Below are 18441 nucleotides of genomic sequence, written 5' to 3'. Positions count from 1 at the left end.
AGTCCAACGTTCGCGCGTCATTGGGTGCGCCTCTGTGAGTTGGGTCACAATCACCCCCGACGACCTGCAGGATAGAAAAGAGCCGGTTTGCCGCTCTGGATTCGTGTCCTACGAGGTCGAATGGTGTCAAGGTAGTTCACCATGCGGCGGTGGGCACGTCGGCACCCACCCCCGTTTCACCGACCGAGCGAGTGATCTGTCGCACAAGCGGAGGATGCGGTCACGGAAGTCATGTCGGTCAGGTTTAGAGTCCGATATGGCCCGCGTTACACCACTGCGGTAATACACCTCCGCGGGCAAAACCTACGAGATGGTGAGCTGAATGGATCTCTTCGAATACCAGGCGAAGGAACTCTTCGCCAAGCATGAGGTGCCGACCTCGGCAGGACGTGTTACCGACACGGTTGCCGGCGCACGTGAAATCGCCGAAGAAATCGGCAAGCCCGTGATGGTCAAGGCGCAGGTCAAGGTCGGCGGCCGTGGCAAGGCAGGCGGTGTGAAGTACTCCGCCGACGTCGATGCTGCTGTGGCGAACGCCGAAGCAATCCTCGGCCTCGACATCAAGGGCCATGTTGTCAAGAAGCTGCTGGTCGCAGAGGCGAGTGACATCGCTGAGGAGTACTACATCTCCTTCCTGCTCGACCGCACCAACCGCACTTACCTGGCCATGTGCTCGGTCGAGGGTGGCGTCGAGATCGAGGTCACCGCCGAAGAGAACCCTGACGCACTGGCCAAGATCCCCGTCGACGCCGTCAAGGGTGTCGACCTCGCGTTCGCTCGCGAGATCGCCGCGGCAGGCAAGCTGCCCGCCGAGGTTCTCGACGCCGCGGCCGTCACGATCCAGAAGTTGTGGGAGGTCTTCATCAAGGAAGACGCACTCCTGGTTGAGGTCAACCCCCTCGTCCGTACCCCCGACGATCAGATCCTCGCCCTCGACGGCAAGGTGACCCTCGATGCCAACGCCGACTTCCGGCAGCCCGGGCACGAGGCGTTCGAGGACAAGGATGCGACCGATCCCCTCGAGCTCAAGGCCAAGGAGAACGACCTCAACTACGTCAAGCTCGACGGTTCGGTCGGTGTCATCGGTAACGGTGCCGGACTGGTCATGTCGACCCTCGACGTCGTCGCCTACGCCGGTGAGAACCACGGCGGGGTCAAGCCGGCCAACTTCCTCGACATCGGTGGCGGCGCGTCGGCTGACGTGATGGCAGCGGGTCTGGACGTCATCCTGGGCGACTCGCAGGTCAAGAGCGTATTCGTCAACGTCTTCGGCGGCATCACCGCGTGTGACGCGGTTGCGAACGGCATCGTGGGCGCGCTGGACAAGCTGGGTGCCGAGGCGAACAAGCCCCTCGTCGTCCGCCTGGACGGAAACAACGTCGAAGAGGGACGCAAGATTCTGGCCGACGCCAACCACCCGTTGGTGACCCTGGCCGACACCATGGACGCAGGCGCCGACAAGGCCGCTGAGCTGGCGAACAAGTAGGAGCCGCGAAAACATGTCGATCTTTCTGAACAAGAGCAACAAGGTCATCGTCCAGGGCATCACCGGCGGCGAGGGCACCAAGCACACCGCGCTGATGCTGAAGGCGGGCACCAACGTCGTCGGTGGCGTCAACGCCCGCAAGGCCGGCACCACCGTGTCGCATGTGGACGCCGACGGCAACGCCGTCGAACTGCCCGTCTTCGGTTCGGTCGAAGAGGCCATCAAGGAGACCGGGGCCGACACCTCGATCGCCTTCGTGCCGCCGGCCTTCTCCAAGGACGCCATCATCGAGGCCATCGACGCGGAGATCCCGCTGCTCGTGGTCATCACCGAGGGCATCCCGGTGCAGGACTCCGCCTACGCATGGGCCTACAACGTGGAGAAGGGTGAGAAGACCCGCATCATCGGGCCGAACTGCCCGGGCATCATCACGCCGGGTGAGGCGCTGGTCGGCATCACGCCGAACAACATCACCGGCAAGGGCCCGATCGGTCTCGTCTCGAAGTCGGGCACCTTGACCTACCAGATGATGTACGAACTGCGTGACCTCGGCTTCTCGACCGCCATCGGTATCGGCGGCGACCCGGTCATCGGCACCACGCACATCGACGCCATCGAGGCCTTCGAGAAGGACCCCGAGACCAAGCTGATCGTGATGATCGGTGAGATCGGTGGCGACGCCGAGGAACGTGCCGCCGATTACATCAAGGCCAACGTCACCAAGCCGGTCGTCGGCTACGTCGCGGGCTTCACCGCGCCGGAGGGCAAGACGATGGGTCACGCCGGTGCGATCGTGTCCGGCAGCTCGGGCACCGCGCAGGCCAAGAAGGAAGCCCTCGAGGCTGCGGGCGTGAAGGTCGGCAAGACGCCGAGCGAGACCGCCAAGCTCGCCCGGGAGCTGTACGAGGCCCTGTAGGTCTCACCGCTTCACCGGACTCCCGTCCGCACGCCGATTTCAGGTGTGCGGGCGGGAGTTTTGCGTATTCGCCGACGCGTCACCGTGCGATAATCCCCAGGTGAACAACGCCGCGGCGCGTGACGGAAGCGATTCCGTGCTGGCCGTCCCACAGCTGATCGTCTCGTCGATCGCCGATGTCGCGCAGACGCTTCCGTTCGTCGGCGGCTTCATCGGGTCGGCGCGGTCGGCCACTCACGACGCGATCGACACCGCACGCACCGCGTTGATCACCCGTGTGCGGGCCGTTGTCGGGGCGGTGGTGCGGGAGATTGTCGACATCCTCACCACCGAGGTCGATCTCACCGATCTGGTCGTGCAGAACGTCGATCTGGAGCGCCTGATCGATGCGGTCCTGGGATCGATGGACCTCGATGCCCTCGTCGCTCGGGTCGACATCGATGCGATCCTCGGCCGTGTCGACCTGATCGGGCTGGCCGACGAGATCATCGCCGGGGTCGACCTGACCGGCATCATCCGGGACGCCAGCAGCACGGTCACCGCAGATGTGATGACCGATGTGCGGGGTACCAGCGAGCGGGCCGACGATGTCGTCGCCAATGCGGTCGATCGGTTGCTGCGACGTAAGCGGAAGGCGTCCGACGATGAGTGAATTGGTCCCCGGAACTGCCCCTGACGCCGCCAGTCCGGCCGCTCATCATGCGCCACATGAGGATTCGACACACGGGGTCCACGACCGCGACAAGAATGCCGGCATCGTCAGCCGCGGAATCGGGTCGTTCATCGACCTGTTGGTGGTGGTGGCGATCCTCGGCGCCGGATACCTCGGGCTGGTGCTCGCCCAACTCCTGCTGAGCGTGCGCGACTTCAGTTTTCCGCATATCCAGATCATCTTCACCGCGACCGGCTTTCTGGCCACCTCGGTGATCTATCTCGGCGGGTGTTGGGCGGTGTCCGGTCGCACCATCGGCTCGGTGACCATGGGTCTGCGTGTCGTCAACCGCAAAGGCAATCGGCTCCGTCCGGGCGTCGCCCTGCTACGGGCCCTGCTGTGCACCTTCTTCGCGGTCGGACTGGCCTGGGTGGTCGTCGATTCACGTCGTCGGTCGGTCGCCGACCTCATCCTGCGTACCCGGGTCATCTATTCGCGTTGACCCGGTGACGGGCCGTCGCCGATGAAACAATGTCCATTCCCATCCGCCGAGGAGTTCCGATGTCCGCGACCTACGCCATCACCCGCACCACGACGATCTCCGCGCCCGCCACCGAGATTCACGCCCGGATCGCCGATCTGCACCGGTGGCGCGACTGGTCGCCGTGGGAGGGCCTCGACCCCGACCTCGAGCGCACCTACTCCGGGGCAGACGCCGGGGTCGGCGCGAAGTATGCGTGGTCGGGTAACCGCAAGGCTGGCAAGGGGACGATCGAGATCGTCGCGGTGCAGACACCCACCCGCGTCGACGTCGACGTCGTCTTCGAGAAGCCGATGAAATCCACCAGTACCAGCAGTTTCACGCTGTCCGAGAACGACGGATCGACCGAGGTCGAGTGGACGATGACGGGTCCCCATTCGTTGTTCAGCCGGGTGACTGCGCCGTTCGGGCTCTTCGACCGCCTACTCGGCAAGGACTTCGAGAAGGGGCTGGCCCGGCTCAAGACGGCCAGCGAGGGTTGAGTCGCACCACAGCGGGTTCGCGCGGACTAGTTTGGGTGGGTGGCTGACGGCAGACGATCCACCGCGGTGGATGTGCGTGACCTGATCATCGATGCCGGATCGTGGGAATCCTGGGACGCCGAAGTTGGGCTTCCCGACCCCGGCGTCGTCGACGCCGGCTATGCCGACGACCTGCGGCGGGCCCGTGAACGCGCAGGCATCGACGAGTCGGTAATCACCGGTCTCGGACGGATCGACGGTGTGCCGGTCGTGCTGATCGTCAGTGAATTCGCTTTTCTCGGTGGGTCGATCGGGGCCGCGGCCGGTGCGCGTGTGGTGGCGGCGCTGCGACGTGCCACCGCTGCACGTCATCCGGTGCTGGCGCTGCCCGCCTCGGGCGGCACCCGGATGCAGGAGGGCACCGCGGCCTTCCTGCAGATGGCCGCGATCACCGGCGCCGTCGTCGAGCATCGGTCGGCCGGACTGCCGTATCTGGTCTATCTCCGGCACCCGACCACCGGTGGGGTCTTCGCGTCGTGGGGTTCGCTGGGTCATCTGTGCTGGGCCGAACCCGGTGCGCTGGTGGGCTTTCTGGGTCCGCGGGTCTATGCGGGACTGTACGGTGATCAGTTTCCAGACGGGGTGCAGACGGCGGAGAACCTGACCAGGGTGTATGTGCTAGACGGGGTGCTCGACGCTTCTGACTTGCGTACGCGACTGGGGTCGGTGCTGGGACTGCTCGCCGATGCCGGTCCGCCCGTCGTCGGCAGCGTGGCACCGTGGGCACTGCCTGCGGTCGGCGGTCCGGCCGCCTCGACCGCGCCGGAAGATCGGCCGCCGGTATGGGAGTCGGTGCTCGCGACCCGCGCCGGATCGCGCGCCGGGGTGGAGGAGTTCCTGACGGCCGCGGGCGGGGTGTGGATCAGCGAGAGCGGTCCGATTCGCTTGGGGCTGAGTCGGTTCGGTGATCGGGTGGCGGTGGTGATCGGTCAGGATCGGCGGGCGCAGGCTGCCGGTGAGCTGATCGGGCCGGCCGCATTGGTGCGGGCGCGTCGGGCGATCGCGATGGCGCGGTCGTTACATCTGCCGATCGTCACCCTCGTCGACACGCCCGGTGCGGAACTGTCGGTCGCCGCCGAGGAAGGTGGCCTGGCTGCCGAGATTGCTTGCTGCATGGCCGAACTCATCGACGTGCCGGTGCCGACGGTGTCGGTGCTGCTGGGTCAGGGCGGTGGCGGCGCCGCGTTGGCGCTGTTCCCCGCCGACCGCCGCATCGCGGTGAGTGATGCATGGCTGTCGCCGCTGCCGCCCGAAGGTGCCAGTCTGATCGTGCACCGCACCACCGACCGCGCCGCGGAAGTGGCCGAGCAGCAGGGGATCGCCGCCGTCGATCTCGCCGACGCGGGGATCGTCGACGTGGTGGTCGCGGCCGACGACATGGTCGCGGGGTTGCCCGCGCGGGTGGCAGAGATGCTTGGCGAGATCGCCCGGCCCGACCGAGCGGGGAGAACGCGCGTACCGAACGGGGTTCACCGATGACGACGCGGATCGTCGCCGTCGGTTCGGTCATCACCGACGACGCGGGCCGGATCCTGTTGGTGCTGCGCCGCAATCCTCCGCAGGCCGGGCACTGGAGTCTGCCCGGCGGCAAGGTCCAGCCCGGCGAGGAACTGGTGGCGGCGGCGGCCCGGGAGGTCGCCGAGGAGACCGGGCTCGTCGTCGACGTCGGCGCGGAGATCTCGGCCTTCGAGATCTCGGCCGCCGATGGTCGGGTGTTCGTGGTGCACGACTTCCGTGCCAGCGTGCGATCGGGGGAGTTGCGGGCCGGTGACGACGCGGTCCGGGCCCGCTGGTTCTCGCCGAACGACCTGCCCGCGATGCGGCTGACGTCGGGGTTACTCGACTTTCTCGCCGAGGTCGGCGTCGTCGACGACGACCCACATCTCAGTGAATCCTGATTCACTGAAGAGGTCGCGTTGATAGTGTCGGCCTTGATCGCACACTTCGGGCCACCCTGACAGAAGGACGTATCGATGACCGAACTGTTGCCGCTGGATCCTGACCAGCTGCTGACCACCACACGATCGGTTCGCAAACGACTCGACTACGACCGCCCGGTCCCGCTGGAGATCGTCACCGAGGCGCTCGAGGTCGCGTTGCAGGCGCCCAGTGGCGGCAACAATCAGGGCTGGCATTGGATCGTCCTCACCGATCCCGAACTCAAACGCCAGGTCGGCGACTACTACGCGAAATCCTTCGCCAAGTACTACGGGGGCCGCCCCGCCGCCGACGACACGGCCGCACGGGTGGCGTCGAGTGCGCAGTACCTCGCCGACACCATGGGTGAGGTGCCGGTCCTGGTGATCGGAGCGCTGGCCGCCGGAACCGAACTTCCGCGGGGGAATCAGGCCGGGTTCTGGGGCTCGCTGCTTCCCGCGGCGTGGAGTCTGGCATTGGCCCTGCGAGCGCGAGGGCTCGGAACCTCGTACACCACTTTGCATCTGGTGTACGAGAAGGAGATCGCCGAACTCCTGGGCATTCCGGACAACGTCCATCAGGGAGTGCTGCTGCCGGTGGCCTATACCAAGGGCACCGACTTTCGCCCGGCCGGACGGAAATCGCTGGACGACATTCTGCATATAGACGGCTGGTGATCCGGTGACGCTCGACGGTCCGGACCCCGACGATCCGGTCGCCGGATCGTCCGACGCGGGCGACGGCCGGCGCGCGCCGACGCGGCGCGACCAGGCCAAGGCCGCACGCCGCACCGAACTGCTGACCGCGGCCGCCCAGCAGATGGCCGCGCGCGGATTCAACGCGGTCCGGCTCGAAGACATCGGCCGAGCGGTCGGGATCAGCGGGCCGGCGATGTACCGGCATTTCTCGTCGAAGTCGGATCTGCTCGACGAGATGCTCATCGACATCAGCCAGCGGCTGCACGACGGCGGGGCGCAGGTCGTCGCCGCAGGGGTGTCGCCGGCCCAGACCCTGCGTGACCTGATCCGGTTCCACATCGACGTCCTGGTCACCCGGCCGGATCTGATCGCGGTGCAGGACCGCGACCTGTCCTCGCTCACCCCGGACGCCAATCATCGGGTGCGGTCGCTGCAGCGACGCTACGTCGAACAATGGGTCGACGTGGTGCTCGCGTGCCGTGCCCGACGAACCGATGCCCCGGCCGACGCCGACGAGGCGCGCGTGCGTGTCCATGCCACCTTCGGGCTGCTCAACTCGTCACCGCGGCTGCCCGCATTCCCCGAGCAGAGGTTGCGTCCGTTGCTGACCGAGATGGCGACGTCGGCGCTACTCGGTCCGGCCCCCACGGTTGCGGTCCCCCCATCCTGACTCGACCGTCCTGATTCGACCACTCCTGGTCGACCGTCCCGCCCCCGGCGGACGTCGTGTGGTCGGAGGAAAACCGCGTCAGGTCTAGGTGTCCGACTTGTCCAACCCTTAAGGTCATCGGATGATGTGCGCAATCGTGCGTACGTACTGGCCCGCCCGGTGGCGGCGAAGGAGAACAACGTGAATCCAGGCGAACCCAGCCAATCTGCCGATGTGTCGGGGCAGAACCCGTCGACCGTACCGTCACCGGACCTGCCGGGTACGACGCCGGTGAACCCGGGCGGGCCGACTCCGGGTGGTGTCGCCGGTACGGGCGAGCATCCGACGACCATTCTCGGGACGTCGACTGCTGCACCCGGCGCCCATCCGGGGCAGAGTGGGTTCGGCGCGCAGGATTCCGGTGCCTTCGCCGGCCCGCCGACGAGCGGATCCTTTGCCGCTCAACCGCAGTGGGGTGCGCCGGCACCGGGCTTCACCCCGATCGCGGGTGTCGGCGATCCGAACGCCTACCCCCCGAATGCCTATGCCCCCAACCCCCATGATCCGAATGCGCAGTTCTGGGGTGCACCGCCCGCGGCGGCCGGACCCAAGCCGAGTCCGCCGGTGTTGTTGGCCGCGGCGTCGATCGTGGCCGGCATCATCACCTACTTCATGGGCTTTGTCAGCTGGGTGACCGTCGCCTCCGGGGTCGAGGAGGAGGCCGAGGACTGGAGCCAGAAGCTCGCCGACGGTGATACCGGCCTGCCTGCGTTCTTCTCCTACGAGGTCTTCCTCAACCCGGGCAAGTTCATCATCCTCCTGGGTGCGGTCGCGCTGGCCACGGCGCTGGCGTTGATCCCAAAGTACCGCAAGGCGATCCCGTTCCTGGCAGTGATCGCGGGGGCTGCCTGGCTGGCGCTGCTGGCGGCCGCGTTGGTGCTGCCGGTCGTCGTCGACCTCGGTGCCGGGGCGATCGTCGCGCTGATCTTCGGGTTCCTCCAGGTCGCCCTGCTGTTCGGGTCGGCCGCGATGTTCGGTCTGGCCCCCGACGACGAGCCGGCTTCTGCGTCGGCCCCGGTGGCGCCGACCGCAGGTCAGCTCTGATCGACCCGATGTCGCCGCAAGCGCGCAAACCGACGGATGCCGATCCGTTGGTTCGCGCGCTTGTTGCGTCGGGCAGCGTTTTCGCGGTGGAGGAGGCCAGTCTGCTTCGGGAGGCGGCCACCGGTCCCGACGACCTCACCGAGCGGGTGGCGCGCCGACTCGACGGTGATCCGCTGGAACACATCGTCGGGTGGGTCGACTTCGGGGATCTGCGGTTGCGGGTCGGCCCGGGCGTTTTCGTGCCCCGGCAGCGGTCGCTGTCGCTGGCCCGCGCCGCGATCGCGGCGGCAGGCGGACGCCACGCGCCGATCGTGCTGGAGGCGTTCTGCGGGGCGGCTCCGATCGCCGCATCGGTGCGAGACCAGATACCCGACGCCCGGGTGCACGCCTGCGACGACGATCCCGTCGCGCTGATCTGGGCGCGGGCGAACCTCGGGCCGGATGCCGGCGTTCACGAGAGCGCGGTGCTGTCGGGTGTCGATGCCGAACTGCGGGGTCGCATCGATGTGATCGCCGCAGTGCCGCCCTATGTCCCCGACGATGCGCTCGACCAGCTGCCGCGGGAGGCCCGTGATCACGAACCGCACCACGCCCTGCTGGGCGGTCCCGACGGTCTGGACCCGATCCGCGCGCTCGTCCGCGAGGCCCGGTTCTGGCTGCGGCCCGGCGGCACCCTGCTGATCGAGATGAACCGGTCGCAGTACCCGCTGCTGGATACCAGCGGATATCTCGCCGACTCGCTCGACGACGATCAGACGACCGTCGTCGCCCGGCTACGACGCGCTGAAGGCGCCGACGCTGGGCACGCTCCCTAGATGCCGAGTTCGCCGCGGAGCCGGGTCAGTTCGGTGCGGTAGCGCTCGACATTGCCCATCTTCACCGATTCGTAGCCGCGCACCATATCCGGCAGTCCGGCGAGTGCGACTACGGTCGGCATCTGGGCGGTGGTCACCCGGCCGTCGGCGAGAGCGGCGAGCAGATCGTCGACGAGTGCGCGATACTCGACGACCAGCGCGCGCTCGGTACGACGGACCTCGGTGTGTCCGAACGGGTCCCAGCGGGTGCCACGCAGCTTGCGCATTCCGGCCAGGGCGCGCATCGGTCGCTGCGACCACGCCCCCAGCGACGTCTTCTCCTTCTTGCCCAGTGCGCGCAGCATCGGCGGGTGCAGCCGGATGGACACCTGCGCGTCGGCGCCGTAGGAGGCGGCGATGTCCGCGGCGAACCCTGGGTCGGCGGACAGTCGCGCGACCTCGTACTCGTCCTTGTAGGCCATCAACTTGTACAGATTCCGGGCGATGACGTCGGTCAGGTCACGCTCACCGGCCTCCTGCACCCGCGCGATCACCGAGAGATAGTCGCGCGCATAGGTTTCGGAGGAGTAGGCGGTCAGTTCGTCGTAGCGTCGTCCGACGGTGTGCGCCAGTTCGGTGTCGAGCGCCCCGAGGGTGGCCACCGCAGCCCGCGCGGTAGTGCTGACCGGGGTCTCGGCGGCGCGGTCGGCGCCGGGCAGGGCCTCGGTCACCGCGTGCGGGTCGGCGACCACCTGTCGGCCCCGGCGGAAGGCCTGCGTATTCAGCTCGACAGCCACCCCGTTGAGTGAGATCGCCCGTTCGACGGCGTCGGGGGAGATGGCCAGCGCACCGGATTGGCACGCCGCCCCGATCATCATCATGTTGGCGTACTGCTCGTCACCGAAGAGCGCGGTGGCGAGCATGCCGGGGTCCAGATAGACCGAGCGGGAGACCCGCGAGTCGATCGCATCGTGGATGGTGGCCGCGCTGGGGAAGCCGACTGCGGTGTCGATGACCATGGCGCCGGTGGGGATTTGGGTGGTACTGACCACCGCGGTCGTTCGCCTGGCATCGGTGACTTTGAGTTGCGTCGGATCGGTGCCGACGAGGCTGTCACAGGCGAGATACAGGTCGCACCCGCCGGTGCTGATCTTCGCGGCCTGCTCGACGGGGGTAGCGGTGAGCTTGATGTCGGCGACGACCGCGCCACCCTTCTGCGCCAGCCCGGTCATGTCGACGGTGCGCGCGGCGTGGCCGTCGAGAACGGCCGCGGTGGCGAGTACCTGCGACACCGTGACCACCCCGGTGCCGCCGATCCCGGTGACCCGGATCGCGAACGAACCGTCGATGGCGGGCACATGTGGCGCCGCGATGTCCTCGGCCCCGATGTCGGCGACGCGGTGCCCGCGCGCCGGGCTGCCCGGGACCACCGTCACGAAGGACGGGCAATCCCCGGCGAGACAGGAGAAGTCGAGGTTGCAGGAACTCTGGTCGATCCGGGTCTTGCGCCCGAACTCGGTGTCCACGGGGTGTACCGACAGACAGTTCGACTTGGTCCCGCAATCGCCGCAGCCCTCACAGATCCGCTCGTTGATCATGACCCGCTTGTCGGGAGTGGACATGGTGCCGCGCTTGCGCTTACGCCGCTTCTCGGCCGCACAGTGCTGATCGTGGATGAGCACCGTGACGCCCGGTACCGCGGCGAGTTCGGTTTGTACCGACAGCATGTCGTCGCGGGCGCGGACCTCGACGCCCCGGCCGGCGACAGCCCGGGTCCGTGCGGCGTCGTCGGAGGTGATCACGATGCGGGCCACCCCTTCGGCCTTCAGCAGGGCGACCAGCCGGCCCAGATCCATGGCGCCGACCGCATCTTGCCCGCCGGTCATCGCGACGGTGCCGTTGTAGAGGAGTTTGTAGGTGATGTTCTCCCCGGAGGCAACCGCCGCGCGCAAGGCGAGGGAACCCGAGTGCATGAAGGTGCCGTCGCCGACGTTCTGAACGAAATGTCCGGCGGTCACGAAGGGTGCCATCCCCAGCCACTGGGCACCCTCGCCGCCCATCTGGGTGATCCCCGCGACGTCACCGACCTGACGCGGATCCATCAACAGCACCATGGCGTGACAACCGATTCCGGCGCCGACCAGCGTGTTGTCGGCCACCTTCGTCGAGCTGTTGTGCGGGCAGCCCGAACAGAAGTACGGGGTGCGCACCGCCAGCGGGAGTTCGATGCGGGTGCGGATCGCGGCCTTGCGGTCCAGCCAGTCCTGTGCGGCATCGATGTGATGGGCTCGCGCGAGTCGTGCGGCTAGGCCGCGGCACACCGCGTCGACGTCGAGTTCGCCGAAGCGGGAGAACAGCGTCGAACCGTCCTCGTTGGCCTTGCCGACGATCCGCGGTGCTCGCGGGTGCCGATAGAGGACGTCGCGCATCATCGTCTCGATGAAGTCGCGCTTCTCCTCGATCACGATCACCTCGTCGAGATGTCCGGTGGCGGTGTCGGAGATGAACCGCTCCACGATCTCGGTGTCGAGCGGGTAGACCATGCCGAGTTTCAGAATCCGGATGCCCAGCCGCGCGAGATCGTCATCGGTGATGCCCATCAGGCGCAACGACTCTCGAAGATCGAGGTAGGTCTTCCCGGCCGCGACGAGGCCGATCCGGTCGTCGGGGGAGGAGGCGACGATGCGGTTGAGGCCGTTGAGTCGTGCATAGGTGAGAGCGCGCGGGGTGCGGATGGTCAGCTGATTCTGTTCGAGTTCCATCAGGCTGGCGCCGAGCAGCCGGCCGCTGGGTACATGCGGGCTGGTGCCGAGATCTCCGTAGACCGGTAGCACCCGGTGCGGGTCGACGACCGCGGTGGCCGCGCCGTCGGCGACGTGGGCGGCGATCTTCAACGACGTCCACAATCCACTGACACGGCTCATCACCGCGGCGTGGACACCGAAGTCGAGGATGTCCTGCGGGTCGGCCGGGTAGAGGACGGGTACGTACAGGTCGGCCAGTGCCATCTCCGACGCGCAGGGCACCGTCGAACTCTTGGCACCGGGGTCGTCGCCGACGATGGCCACCGCCCCGCCGTTGGGGTGGGTGCCGATCAGGTTCGCGTGGCGCAGCGCGTCGGTCGCGCGGTCGAGGCCCGGGGCCTTGCCGTACCAGTAGCCGACGATGCCGTCGCGCGGATGCCCCTGTGCGTCCGGGCCGAGGTCGGCGACCTGGGCGGCCATCTGCGATCCCATCACCGAGGTGGCTGCGATCTCCTCGTTCAGGCCCGGCCGGTGCATGACGTCGACCGGGGTCAGGTAGTCGCGTCGGCGGGCGATCTCAAGGTCGTAGCCGGCCAGGGGTGAACCCTCGTAGCCGGAGATGTAGGAGGCGGTGCGCAGATTCTGCCTGCGGTCGACGAGCGCGCGGTCGCGGACCATGCGCACCAGCGCCTGAATGCCGGTGAGATAGATGGTTCCCGATTCGCGCGTGTAGCGGTCGTCGAGGGAGAAGTCGGTTTCGGTGACGTTCACCGCCGGTGGGGTCACGGCGGGACGGTCGGAATCGGGATGTGCGCTACCGAGTCGGTGGGCGCGGTCGTCTGCGAGGGTCATGGGGTTACCTGGCCTTCTTGTGTCGGTCGGCGACGGCCAGGGGTGGCGGCAGTCGGGCGACGTCGGTGTGGGAGACCCCAGGGGTACGGGGGACTCGCCTCCACAGTACGAGACAAAGGTGATCCGCGTCACGTCGATCGTTCCGGCTGGGTGTGGCGTGACCGGGGGCTGACGGCCGATTCGTGGCCGTAGGTGTGATGTCGATGACATCGGCGGGCGGCTGGTGTAGTCTCACATTTCAGTTAATGGACACTAACTGAGACTCGGACGAGAGGTCGACGGTGACCGGTACCCTCAACGGATTCCGTGCGGTGCACGAGGACAACGTCGCGACCTTGCGGCGGCGGCTGGGGGAGGCTGCCATCGGTGGGGGTGTCAAGGCACGCGAACGCCACGCGGCCCGCGGAAAACTCCTGCCACGCGAACGCGTCGACGGCCTGCTCGACGTCGGATCCCCGTTCCTCGAGGTGGCCCCGCTCGCGGCCTATGAGATGTACGACGGCAAGGCGCCGGCGGCCGGTGTCGTGGCCGGGGTCGGGCAGGTGGCCGGCCGCGAATGCATGATCGTCGCCAACGACGCGACCGTCTCCGGAGGCACCTATTACCCGATCACGGTGAAGAAGCACCTGCGTGCGCAGGAGATCGCCGCCGACAACCGGCTGCCGTGTATCTACCTGGTGGATTCCGGGGGAGCGATGCTGCTCGCGCAGGATGAGGTCTTCCCCGACCGCGACCACTTCGGACGGATCTTCTTCAACCAGGCGACCATGAGTGCCGCCGGTATCCCGCAGATCTCGGCGGTGCTGGGCTCCTCCACGGCAGGCGGTGCCTACGTGCCGGCGATGAGCGACGAAACTGTCATCGTGCGCAACCAGGGCACCATCTTCCTGGCGGGACCGCCGCTGGTGAAGGCGGCGACCGGGGAGGATGTCACCGCGGAGGAGCTCGGTGGCGGCGCGATGCATTCGTCGGTCTCCGGCGTCACCGACCATCTCGTCGACAACGACCAGCAGGCGCTGGCGAAGGTTCGCGATATCGTCGCGACCCTCGGGCCGCGCGATCCGGCGCAGTGGGAGACGGTGCCCGCCCGAGACCCGCTCCGGGCGCAGACCGACATCTACGACGTCGTCCCCACCGATCCGCGGACCCCCTACGATGTGCGATCGGTCATCGAGATCATCAGCGACGGCGGCGAATACACCGAGTTCAAGGAGAACTACGGAACCACCCTGGTCACCGCTTTCGCGCGGATCCACGGCCATCCGGTCGGCATCGTCGCGAACAACGGTGTGCTGTTCAGTGAATCCGCGCTCAAGGGGGCACACTTCATCGAGCTGTGCGACCAGCGCCGCATCCCGCTGGTGTTCTTGCAGAACATCACCGGATTCATGGTCGGGCGTGCCTACGAGGAGGGCGGCATCGCCAAGAACGGCGCGAAGATGGTCAACGCCGTGGCCTGTGCCCGCGTTCCCAAGCTGACCGTGATGATCGGCGGGTCGTTCGGTGCGGGCAACTACTCCATGTGCGGACGCGCCTATTCGCCTCGCTTCCTGTGGATGTGGCCCAACGCCCGGATCTCGGTGATGGGTGGGCCGCAGGCGGCCGACACGTTGGCCACCGTGCGCCGCAACCAGATCGAAAGGTCTGGGCAGGAGTGGTCGACCGACGACGAGGGGGCATTCAAGGAACCGATTCGTGCGCAGTTCGAACGGCAATCCGACGCCTACTACTCGACGGCCCGGCTGTGGGACGACGGCATCATCGACCCCGCCGACACCCGCACGATCCTGGGTCTGGCCCTGCAGACCTGCCGCCATGCACCGCTCACCGACCCGCGCTACGGCGTCTTCCGGATGTGACGATATGACCGAAACCCTTGCCTCCCAGACGGTTACCCAGGTCGCCCGGCCGATCCGCAGTGTGCTGATCGCCAACCGAGGCGAGATCGCCTGCCGGGTGATCGACACCCTCCGACGCCTCGGTATCCGCTCGATCGCGGTGTATTCCGACGCCGACAGCACGGCACGGCACGTCCGGGAGGCCGACGTCGCGGTGCGGATCGGCCCGGCCGCCGCCACCCAGAGCTACCTCGACATCGACGCGGTGGTGCGGGCGGCCGTGCAGACCGGTGCCGACGCCGTCCATCCCGGATATGGATTCCTCTCCGAGAACCAGAAATTCGCCTCCGCACTCGCCGACGCGGACATCGTCTTCATCGGACCCCCCGCGCAGGCCATCGCCACCATGGGCGACAAGATCACCGCACGTGCCGCGGTCACCGAACGCGATGTGCCGGTGGTCCCGGGACTGTCGAGACCCGGCCTCACCGACGACGACCTGATCGCCGCCGCACCCGAGATCGGGTTCCCGGTACTCATCAAGCCGAGTGCGGGCGGTGGCGGCAAGGGTATGCATCGGGTGGAGGATCCCGACGACCTCGCCGATGCCCTGGCCCGCGCCCGGCGGGAAGCGAGTTCGGCCTTCGGTGACGACGCGCTGTTCCTCGAACATTTCGTGGACACGCCGCGCCATATCGAGGTCCAGATCCTGGCCGACGACCACGGGAACGTCGTCCACCTCGGTGAGCGCGAATGTTCTCTGCAACGACGGCACCAGAAGGTCATCGAGGAGGCGCCGTCGGCGCTGCTCGACGCGGCGACCCGTGCCCGCATCGGTACTGCGGCCTGCGATGCCGCGCGCAGCGTCGGCTACACCGGTGCGGGAACGGTGGAGTTCATCGTCTCCGCCCATCGCCCCGACGAGTTCTTCTTCATGGAGATGAACACCCGGCTGCAGGTCGAGCACCCGGTGACCGAGATGGTGACCGGCGTCGACCTGGTGGAGCAGCAGATCCGCGTAGCACGCGGTGAACGGTTGTCGCTGACCCAGGACGACATCGTCCTGACCGGTCATGCCATCGAGGCGCGGGTCTACGCCGAGGACCCGGCCAACGGATTCCTGCCGACCGGTGGCCGCATCGAGGTGCTGGTCCATCCGGATGTAACCGCGGGCAACGGGATTCGTGTCGACTCGGCCATGCTGCCGGGACTGGTCGTCGGCAGCGACTACGACCCGATGCTGGCGAAGGTGATCGCCCACGGTTCCGATCGGGCGGAGGCGCTGGAACGGCTCGATCAGGCGCTTGCCCATACCCGGGTACTCGGTGTCGTCACCAACATCGACTTCTGTCGCCATGTGCTGGCCCAACCTGCGGTGGTCGCCGCCGACCTGGACACCGCGCTGCTGGATCGGCTGGTCGTCGACTACGCGGTCGGACCGCCGGTGCCCGAATCGCTGGTGCTCGCCGCGCTGGACCGGGTGGGAACCCGCGACCGTGGCGACGTCTGGCAGTCGGCGGTCGGCTGGCGGGTCGGTGGCCGTGTGCCGGTGGTGAGCCGATTCGTCAGTAACGGAACGCATTACACGGTCGGTATCGATGTCGAACATGCCGACGAGCACACCATCACCGGCCGTGCCAGGGTCGAGCGCGAGGTCGACCCGACGCACGGCGATCGCGCACCGGGGTGGAGTGCCGACATCGCGTATCGTCCGGTGCGACAGTCCGGTGACCGCACCGCGCGGCTCATCGTCGACGGCGTCAGTCAGTCCTGGTCGTCGGCCAGGGTCGGCGACAACTGGTGGGTCGCCGGACCGCATGGCACCTGGCAGCTCGAACTGGCCCGGCCGCGACTCGACGAGGCGGCCGACGAGAATGCCGGTGAGATCGTCGCGCCGATGCCGGGCACCGTGGTCGCCGTGCCCGCCGCCGACGGCCAGCAGATCGCCGCGGGTAGTCCGGTGGTCGTCGTCGAGGCGATGAAGATGGAGCATTCGCTGAGCGCGCCGCTGGCCGGGGTGGTGTCGGTCGCGGTGCGGGTCGGCGATCGGGTATCGGCCGGTCAGGCCCTGGCCCACGTGCAAGAGGAGAACTGATGGAACTGACGCAGGACCACCACGACCTGATCGCCACCGTGCGCGATTTCGCGCAGTCGGTGGTCGCCCCGGTGGCGGCGAAACACGATGCCGAGCACAGCTTTCCCTACGAGGTCGTCAAGCAGATGGGGGCGATGGGCTTGTTCGGCCTACCGTTCCCGGAGGAATACGGCGGCATGGGTGGCGACTATTTCACCCTCGCTCTCGCGCTGGAAGAACTCGGCAAGGTCGACCAGTCGGTGGCGATCACGCTGGAGGCCGGGGTGAGCCTCGGTGCCATGCCGATCTACCGCTTCGGCACCGAGGAGCAGAAGCAGCGCTGGCTGCCCGACCTGACCGCCGGACGCGCCCTCGCCGGGTTCGGTCTCACCGAACCGGGTGCCGGATCGGATGCGGGCGCGACCGCGACCACCGCCACCGACGACGGCGACACCTGGGTGATCAACGGCAGCAAGCAATTCATCACCAACTCCGGCACCGACATCACCTCGCTGGTCACCGTCACCGCGGTGACCGGTCGCGGCGACGGCGGCAAGAAGGAGATATCCACCATCGTGGTTCCGTCGGGCACAACCGGTTTCACCGCCGAACCGGCCTACAACAAGGTCGGCTGGAACGCCTCGGACACCCATCCGCTGAGTTTCGACGGCGCGCGCGTGCCGAAGGAGAACCTGCTCGGCGACCGCGGCCGCGGCTATGCCAACTTCCTGTCGATCCTCGACGAGGGCCGGATCGCGATCGCGGCGCTGGCCACCGGCGCCGCACAGGGCTGCGTCGACGAGAGCGTGAAGTATGCCTCCGAGCGGAAGTCCTTCGGCAAGGCGATCGGCGAGTACCAGTCGGTGTCGTTCGCCATCGCCCGTATGGAGGCGCGCGCCCACGTGGCTCGTACCGCCTACTACGACGCGGCGGCGAGAATGCTGGCGGGCAAACCGTTCAAGAAGGAGGCGGCGATCGCGAAGCTGGTCGCGAGCGAGGCCGCGATGGACAACGCGCGCACGGCCACCCAGATCCACGGTGGATACGGCTTCATGAACGAGTATCCGGTGGCCCGCCACTATCGCGACTCGAAGATCCTGGAGATCGGCGAGGGCACCACCGAGGTCCAGCTGATGCTGATCGCACGGTCGCTGGGGTTCGCATGAGCACCGGCGAGCCGGTGCGTGTCGTCCAACGAGGACTGTGGTTCGAGGAGTTCGCCGAGGGCACGATCTACGAGCATCGTCCCGGCCGCACCGTGACCGAGGCCGACAACGTCCTGTTCACCACGTTGACGATGAACACGCAGGCACTGCACCTCGACGCGGCGTGGTCGTCCCAGCAGCCCGGCTTCGGCGGGCAGCGCCTCATCAACTCGATGTTCACCCTGTCGACGATCGTCGGATTGTCGGTGTCGCAACTGACCCAGGGGACGCTGGTCGCCAATCTCGGCTTCTCCGAGGTGGCCTTCCCGGCACCGCTGTTCGCCGGTGACACCCTGTACGCCGAGACCGAATGCACCGGAAAGCGTGAGTCGAGGTCGCGGCCGGGGGAGGGCGTGGTCAACTTGACCCACATCGGACGGAACCAGCACGGCGAGGTCGTCGCTCGGGCAGCGCGGGCCACGCTGGTGCGCAAGAAGCCAGTGGAGTGAT

Annotated in this window: 16 protein-coding genes; 15 read left to right on the top strand and 1 reads right to left on the bottom strand. The window is 67.6% G+C overall.

What is annotated here, in order from left to right:
* Positions 1 to 322 precede the first annotated feature (322 nt).
* The 11 genes from sucC (at position 323) to QSJ18_RS14515 (ending at position 9299) form a co-directional block, all read left to right on the top strand.
* Positions 323 to 1486 (top strand): ADP-forming succinate--CoA ligase subunit beta, encoded by a 1164-nt coding sequence (gene sucC / locus QSJ18_RS14565; protein WP_286327267.1) that lies wholly within the window; start codon positions 323 to 325, stop codon positions 1484 to 1486.
* A 13-nt stretch (positions 1487 to 1499) separates the two neighbouring features.
* Positions 1500 to 2402, top strand: a complete 903-nt coding sequence (gene sucD / locus QSJ18_RS14560) for a succinate--CoA ligase subunit alpha (protein ID WP_286327266.1) — start codon at positions 1500 to 1502, stop codon at positions 2400 to 2402.
* Positions 2403 to 2502: 100 nt separating this feature from the next.
* Positions 2503 to 3054 carry a hypothetical protein gene (locus QSJ18_RS14555; RefSeq protein WP_462476087.1) on the top strand — a complete coding sequence of 184 codons (552 nt, stop codon included), beginning with the start codon at positions 2503 to 2505 and terminating at the stop codon, positions 3052 to 3054.
* Positions 3047 to 3556, top strand: a complete 510-nt coding sequence (locus QSJ18_RS14550; RefSeq protein ID WP_286327265.1) for an RDD family protein — start codon at positions 3047 to 3049, stop codon at positions 3554 to 3556. The genes QSJ18_RS14555 and QSJ18_RS14550 overlap by 8 nt, the downstream gene beginning before the upstream one ends.
* A 59-nt stretch (positions 3557 to 3615) precedes the next feature.
* On the top strand, positions 3616 to 4077 hold the full coding sequence (locus QSJ18_RS14545; RefSeq protein ID WP_286327264.1) for an SRPBCC family protein: 462 nt from the start codon (positions 3616 to 3618) through the stop codon (positions 4075 to 4077).
* Positions 4078 to 4116: 39 nt separating this feature from the next.
* The gene (locus QSJ18_RS14540) at positions 4117 to 5595 is read left to right on the top strand and encodes a carboxyl transferase domain-containing protein (protein ID WP_286327263.1); all 1479 of its coding nucleotides are present in this window, start codon (positions 4117 to 4119) and stop codon (positions 5593 to 5595) included.
* The gene (locus QSJ18_RS14535; protein WP_286327262.1) at positions 5592 to 6014 is read left to right on the top strand and encodes an NUDIX hydrolase; all 423 of its coding nucleotides are present in this window, start codon (positions 5592 to 5594) and stop codon (positions 6012 to 6014) included. The genes QSJ18_RS14540 and QSJ18_RS14535 overlap by 4 nt, the downstream gene beginning before the upstream one ends.
* 75 nt (positions 6015 to 6089) lie before the next feature.
* Positions 6090 to 6710, top strand: a complete 621-nt coding sequence (locus QSJ18_RS14530; RefSeq protein WP_286327261.1) for a nitroreductase family protein — start codon at positions 6090 to 6092, stop codon at positions 6708 to 6710.
* A 4-nt stretch (positions 6711 to 6714) separates the two neighbouring features.
* A complete protein-coding gene (locus tag QSJ18_RS14525; RefSeq protein WP_286327260.1) occupies positions 6715 to 7401 on the top strand; it encodes a TetR/AcrR family transcriptional regulator in 687 nt (228 codons plus the stop codon).
* Between the two features lie 126 nt (positions 7402 to 7527).
* Positions 7528 to 8484 carry a DUF5336 domain-containing protein gene (locus QSJ18_RS14520; protein WP_286327259.1) on the top strand — a complete coding sequence of 319 codons (957 nt, stop codon included), beginning with the start codon at positions 7528 to 7530 and terminating at the stop codon, positions 8482 to 8484.
* An 8-nt stretch (positions 8485 to 8492) separates the two neighbouring features.
* Complete coding sequence (locus QSJ18_RS14515; protein WP_286327258.1) at positions 8493 to 9299, top strand: N5-glutamine methyltransferase family protein; 807 nt, start codon at positions 8493 to 8495, stop codon at positions 9297 to 9299.
* Here the strand turns inward: QSJ18_RS14515 and QSJ18_RS14510 are convergent.
* Positions 9296 to 12874, bottom strand: coding sequence for an indolepyruvate ferredoxin oxidoreductase family protein (locus QSJ18_RS14510; protein WP_286327257.1), 3579 nt, complete (start codon positions 12872 to 12874; stop codon positions 9296 to 9298). The genes QSJ18_RS14515 and QSJ18_RS14510 overlap by 4 nt on opposite strands.
* Before the next feature lie 281 nt (positions 12875 to 13155).
* Here QSJ18_RS14510 and QSJ18_RS14505 point away from each other — a divergent pair, with 281 nt between their 5' ends.
* The 4 genes from QSJ18_RS14505 to QSJ18_RS14490 are packed head-to-tail and all read left to right on the top strand — an operon-like array spanning position 13156 to position 18440.
* A complete protein-coding gene (locus tag QSJ18_RS14505) occupies positions 13156 to 14733 on the top strand; it encodes a carboxyl transferase domain-containing protein (RefSeq protein ID WP_286327256.1) in 1578 nt (525 codons plus the stop codon).
* 4 nt (positions 14734 to 14737) lie between these two features.
* The gene (locus QSJ18_RS14500; RefSeq protein ID WP_286327255.1) at positions 14738 to 16807 is read left to right on the top strand and encodes an acetyl/propionyl/methylcrotonyl-CoA carboxylase subunit alpha; all 2070 of its coding nucleotides are present in this window, start codon (positions 14738 to 14740) and stop codon (positions 16805 to 16807) included.
* Complete coding sequence (locus tag QSJ18_RS14495; protein ID WP_286327254.1) at positions 16807 to 17952, top strand: acyl-CoA dehydrogenase family protein; 1146 nt, start codon at positions 16807 to 16809, stop codon at positions 17950 to 17952. The genes QSJ18_RS14500 and QSJ18_RS14495 overlap by 1 nt, the downstream gene beginning before the upstream one ends.
* Positions 17949 to 18440, top strand: a complete 492-nt coding sequence (locus QSJ18_RS14490; protein ID WP_286327252.1) for a MaoC family dehydratase — start codon at positions 17949 to 17951, stop codon at positions 18438 to 18440. The genes QSJ18_RS14495 and QSJ18_RS14490 overlap by 4 nt, the downstream gene beginning before the upstream one ends.
* The last annotated feature ends 1 nt before the right edge of the window (position 18441 follow it).

The sequence above is a fragment of the Gordonia heveisoli genome, from assembly GCF_030315745.1.
Taxonomy (GTDB): Bacteria; Actinomycetota; Actinomycetes; order Mycobacteriales; family Mycobacteriaceae; genus Gordonia.
This window is presented reverse-complemented; position numbering and strand designations above follow the sequence as displayed.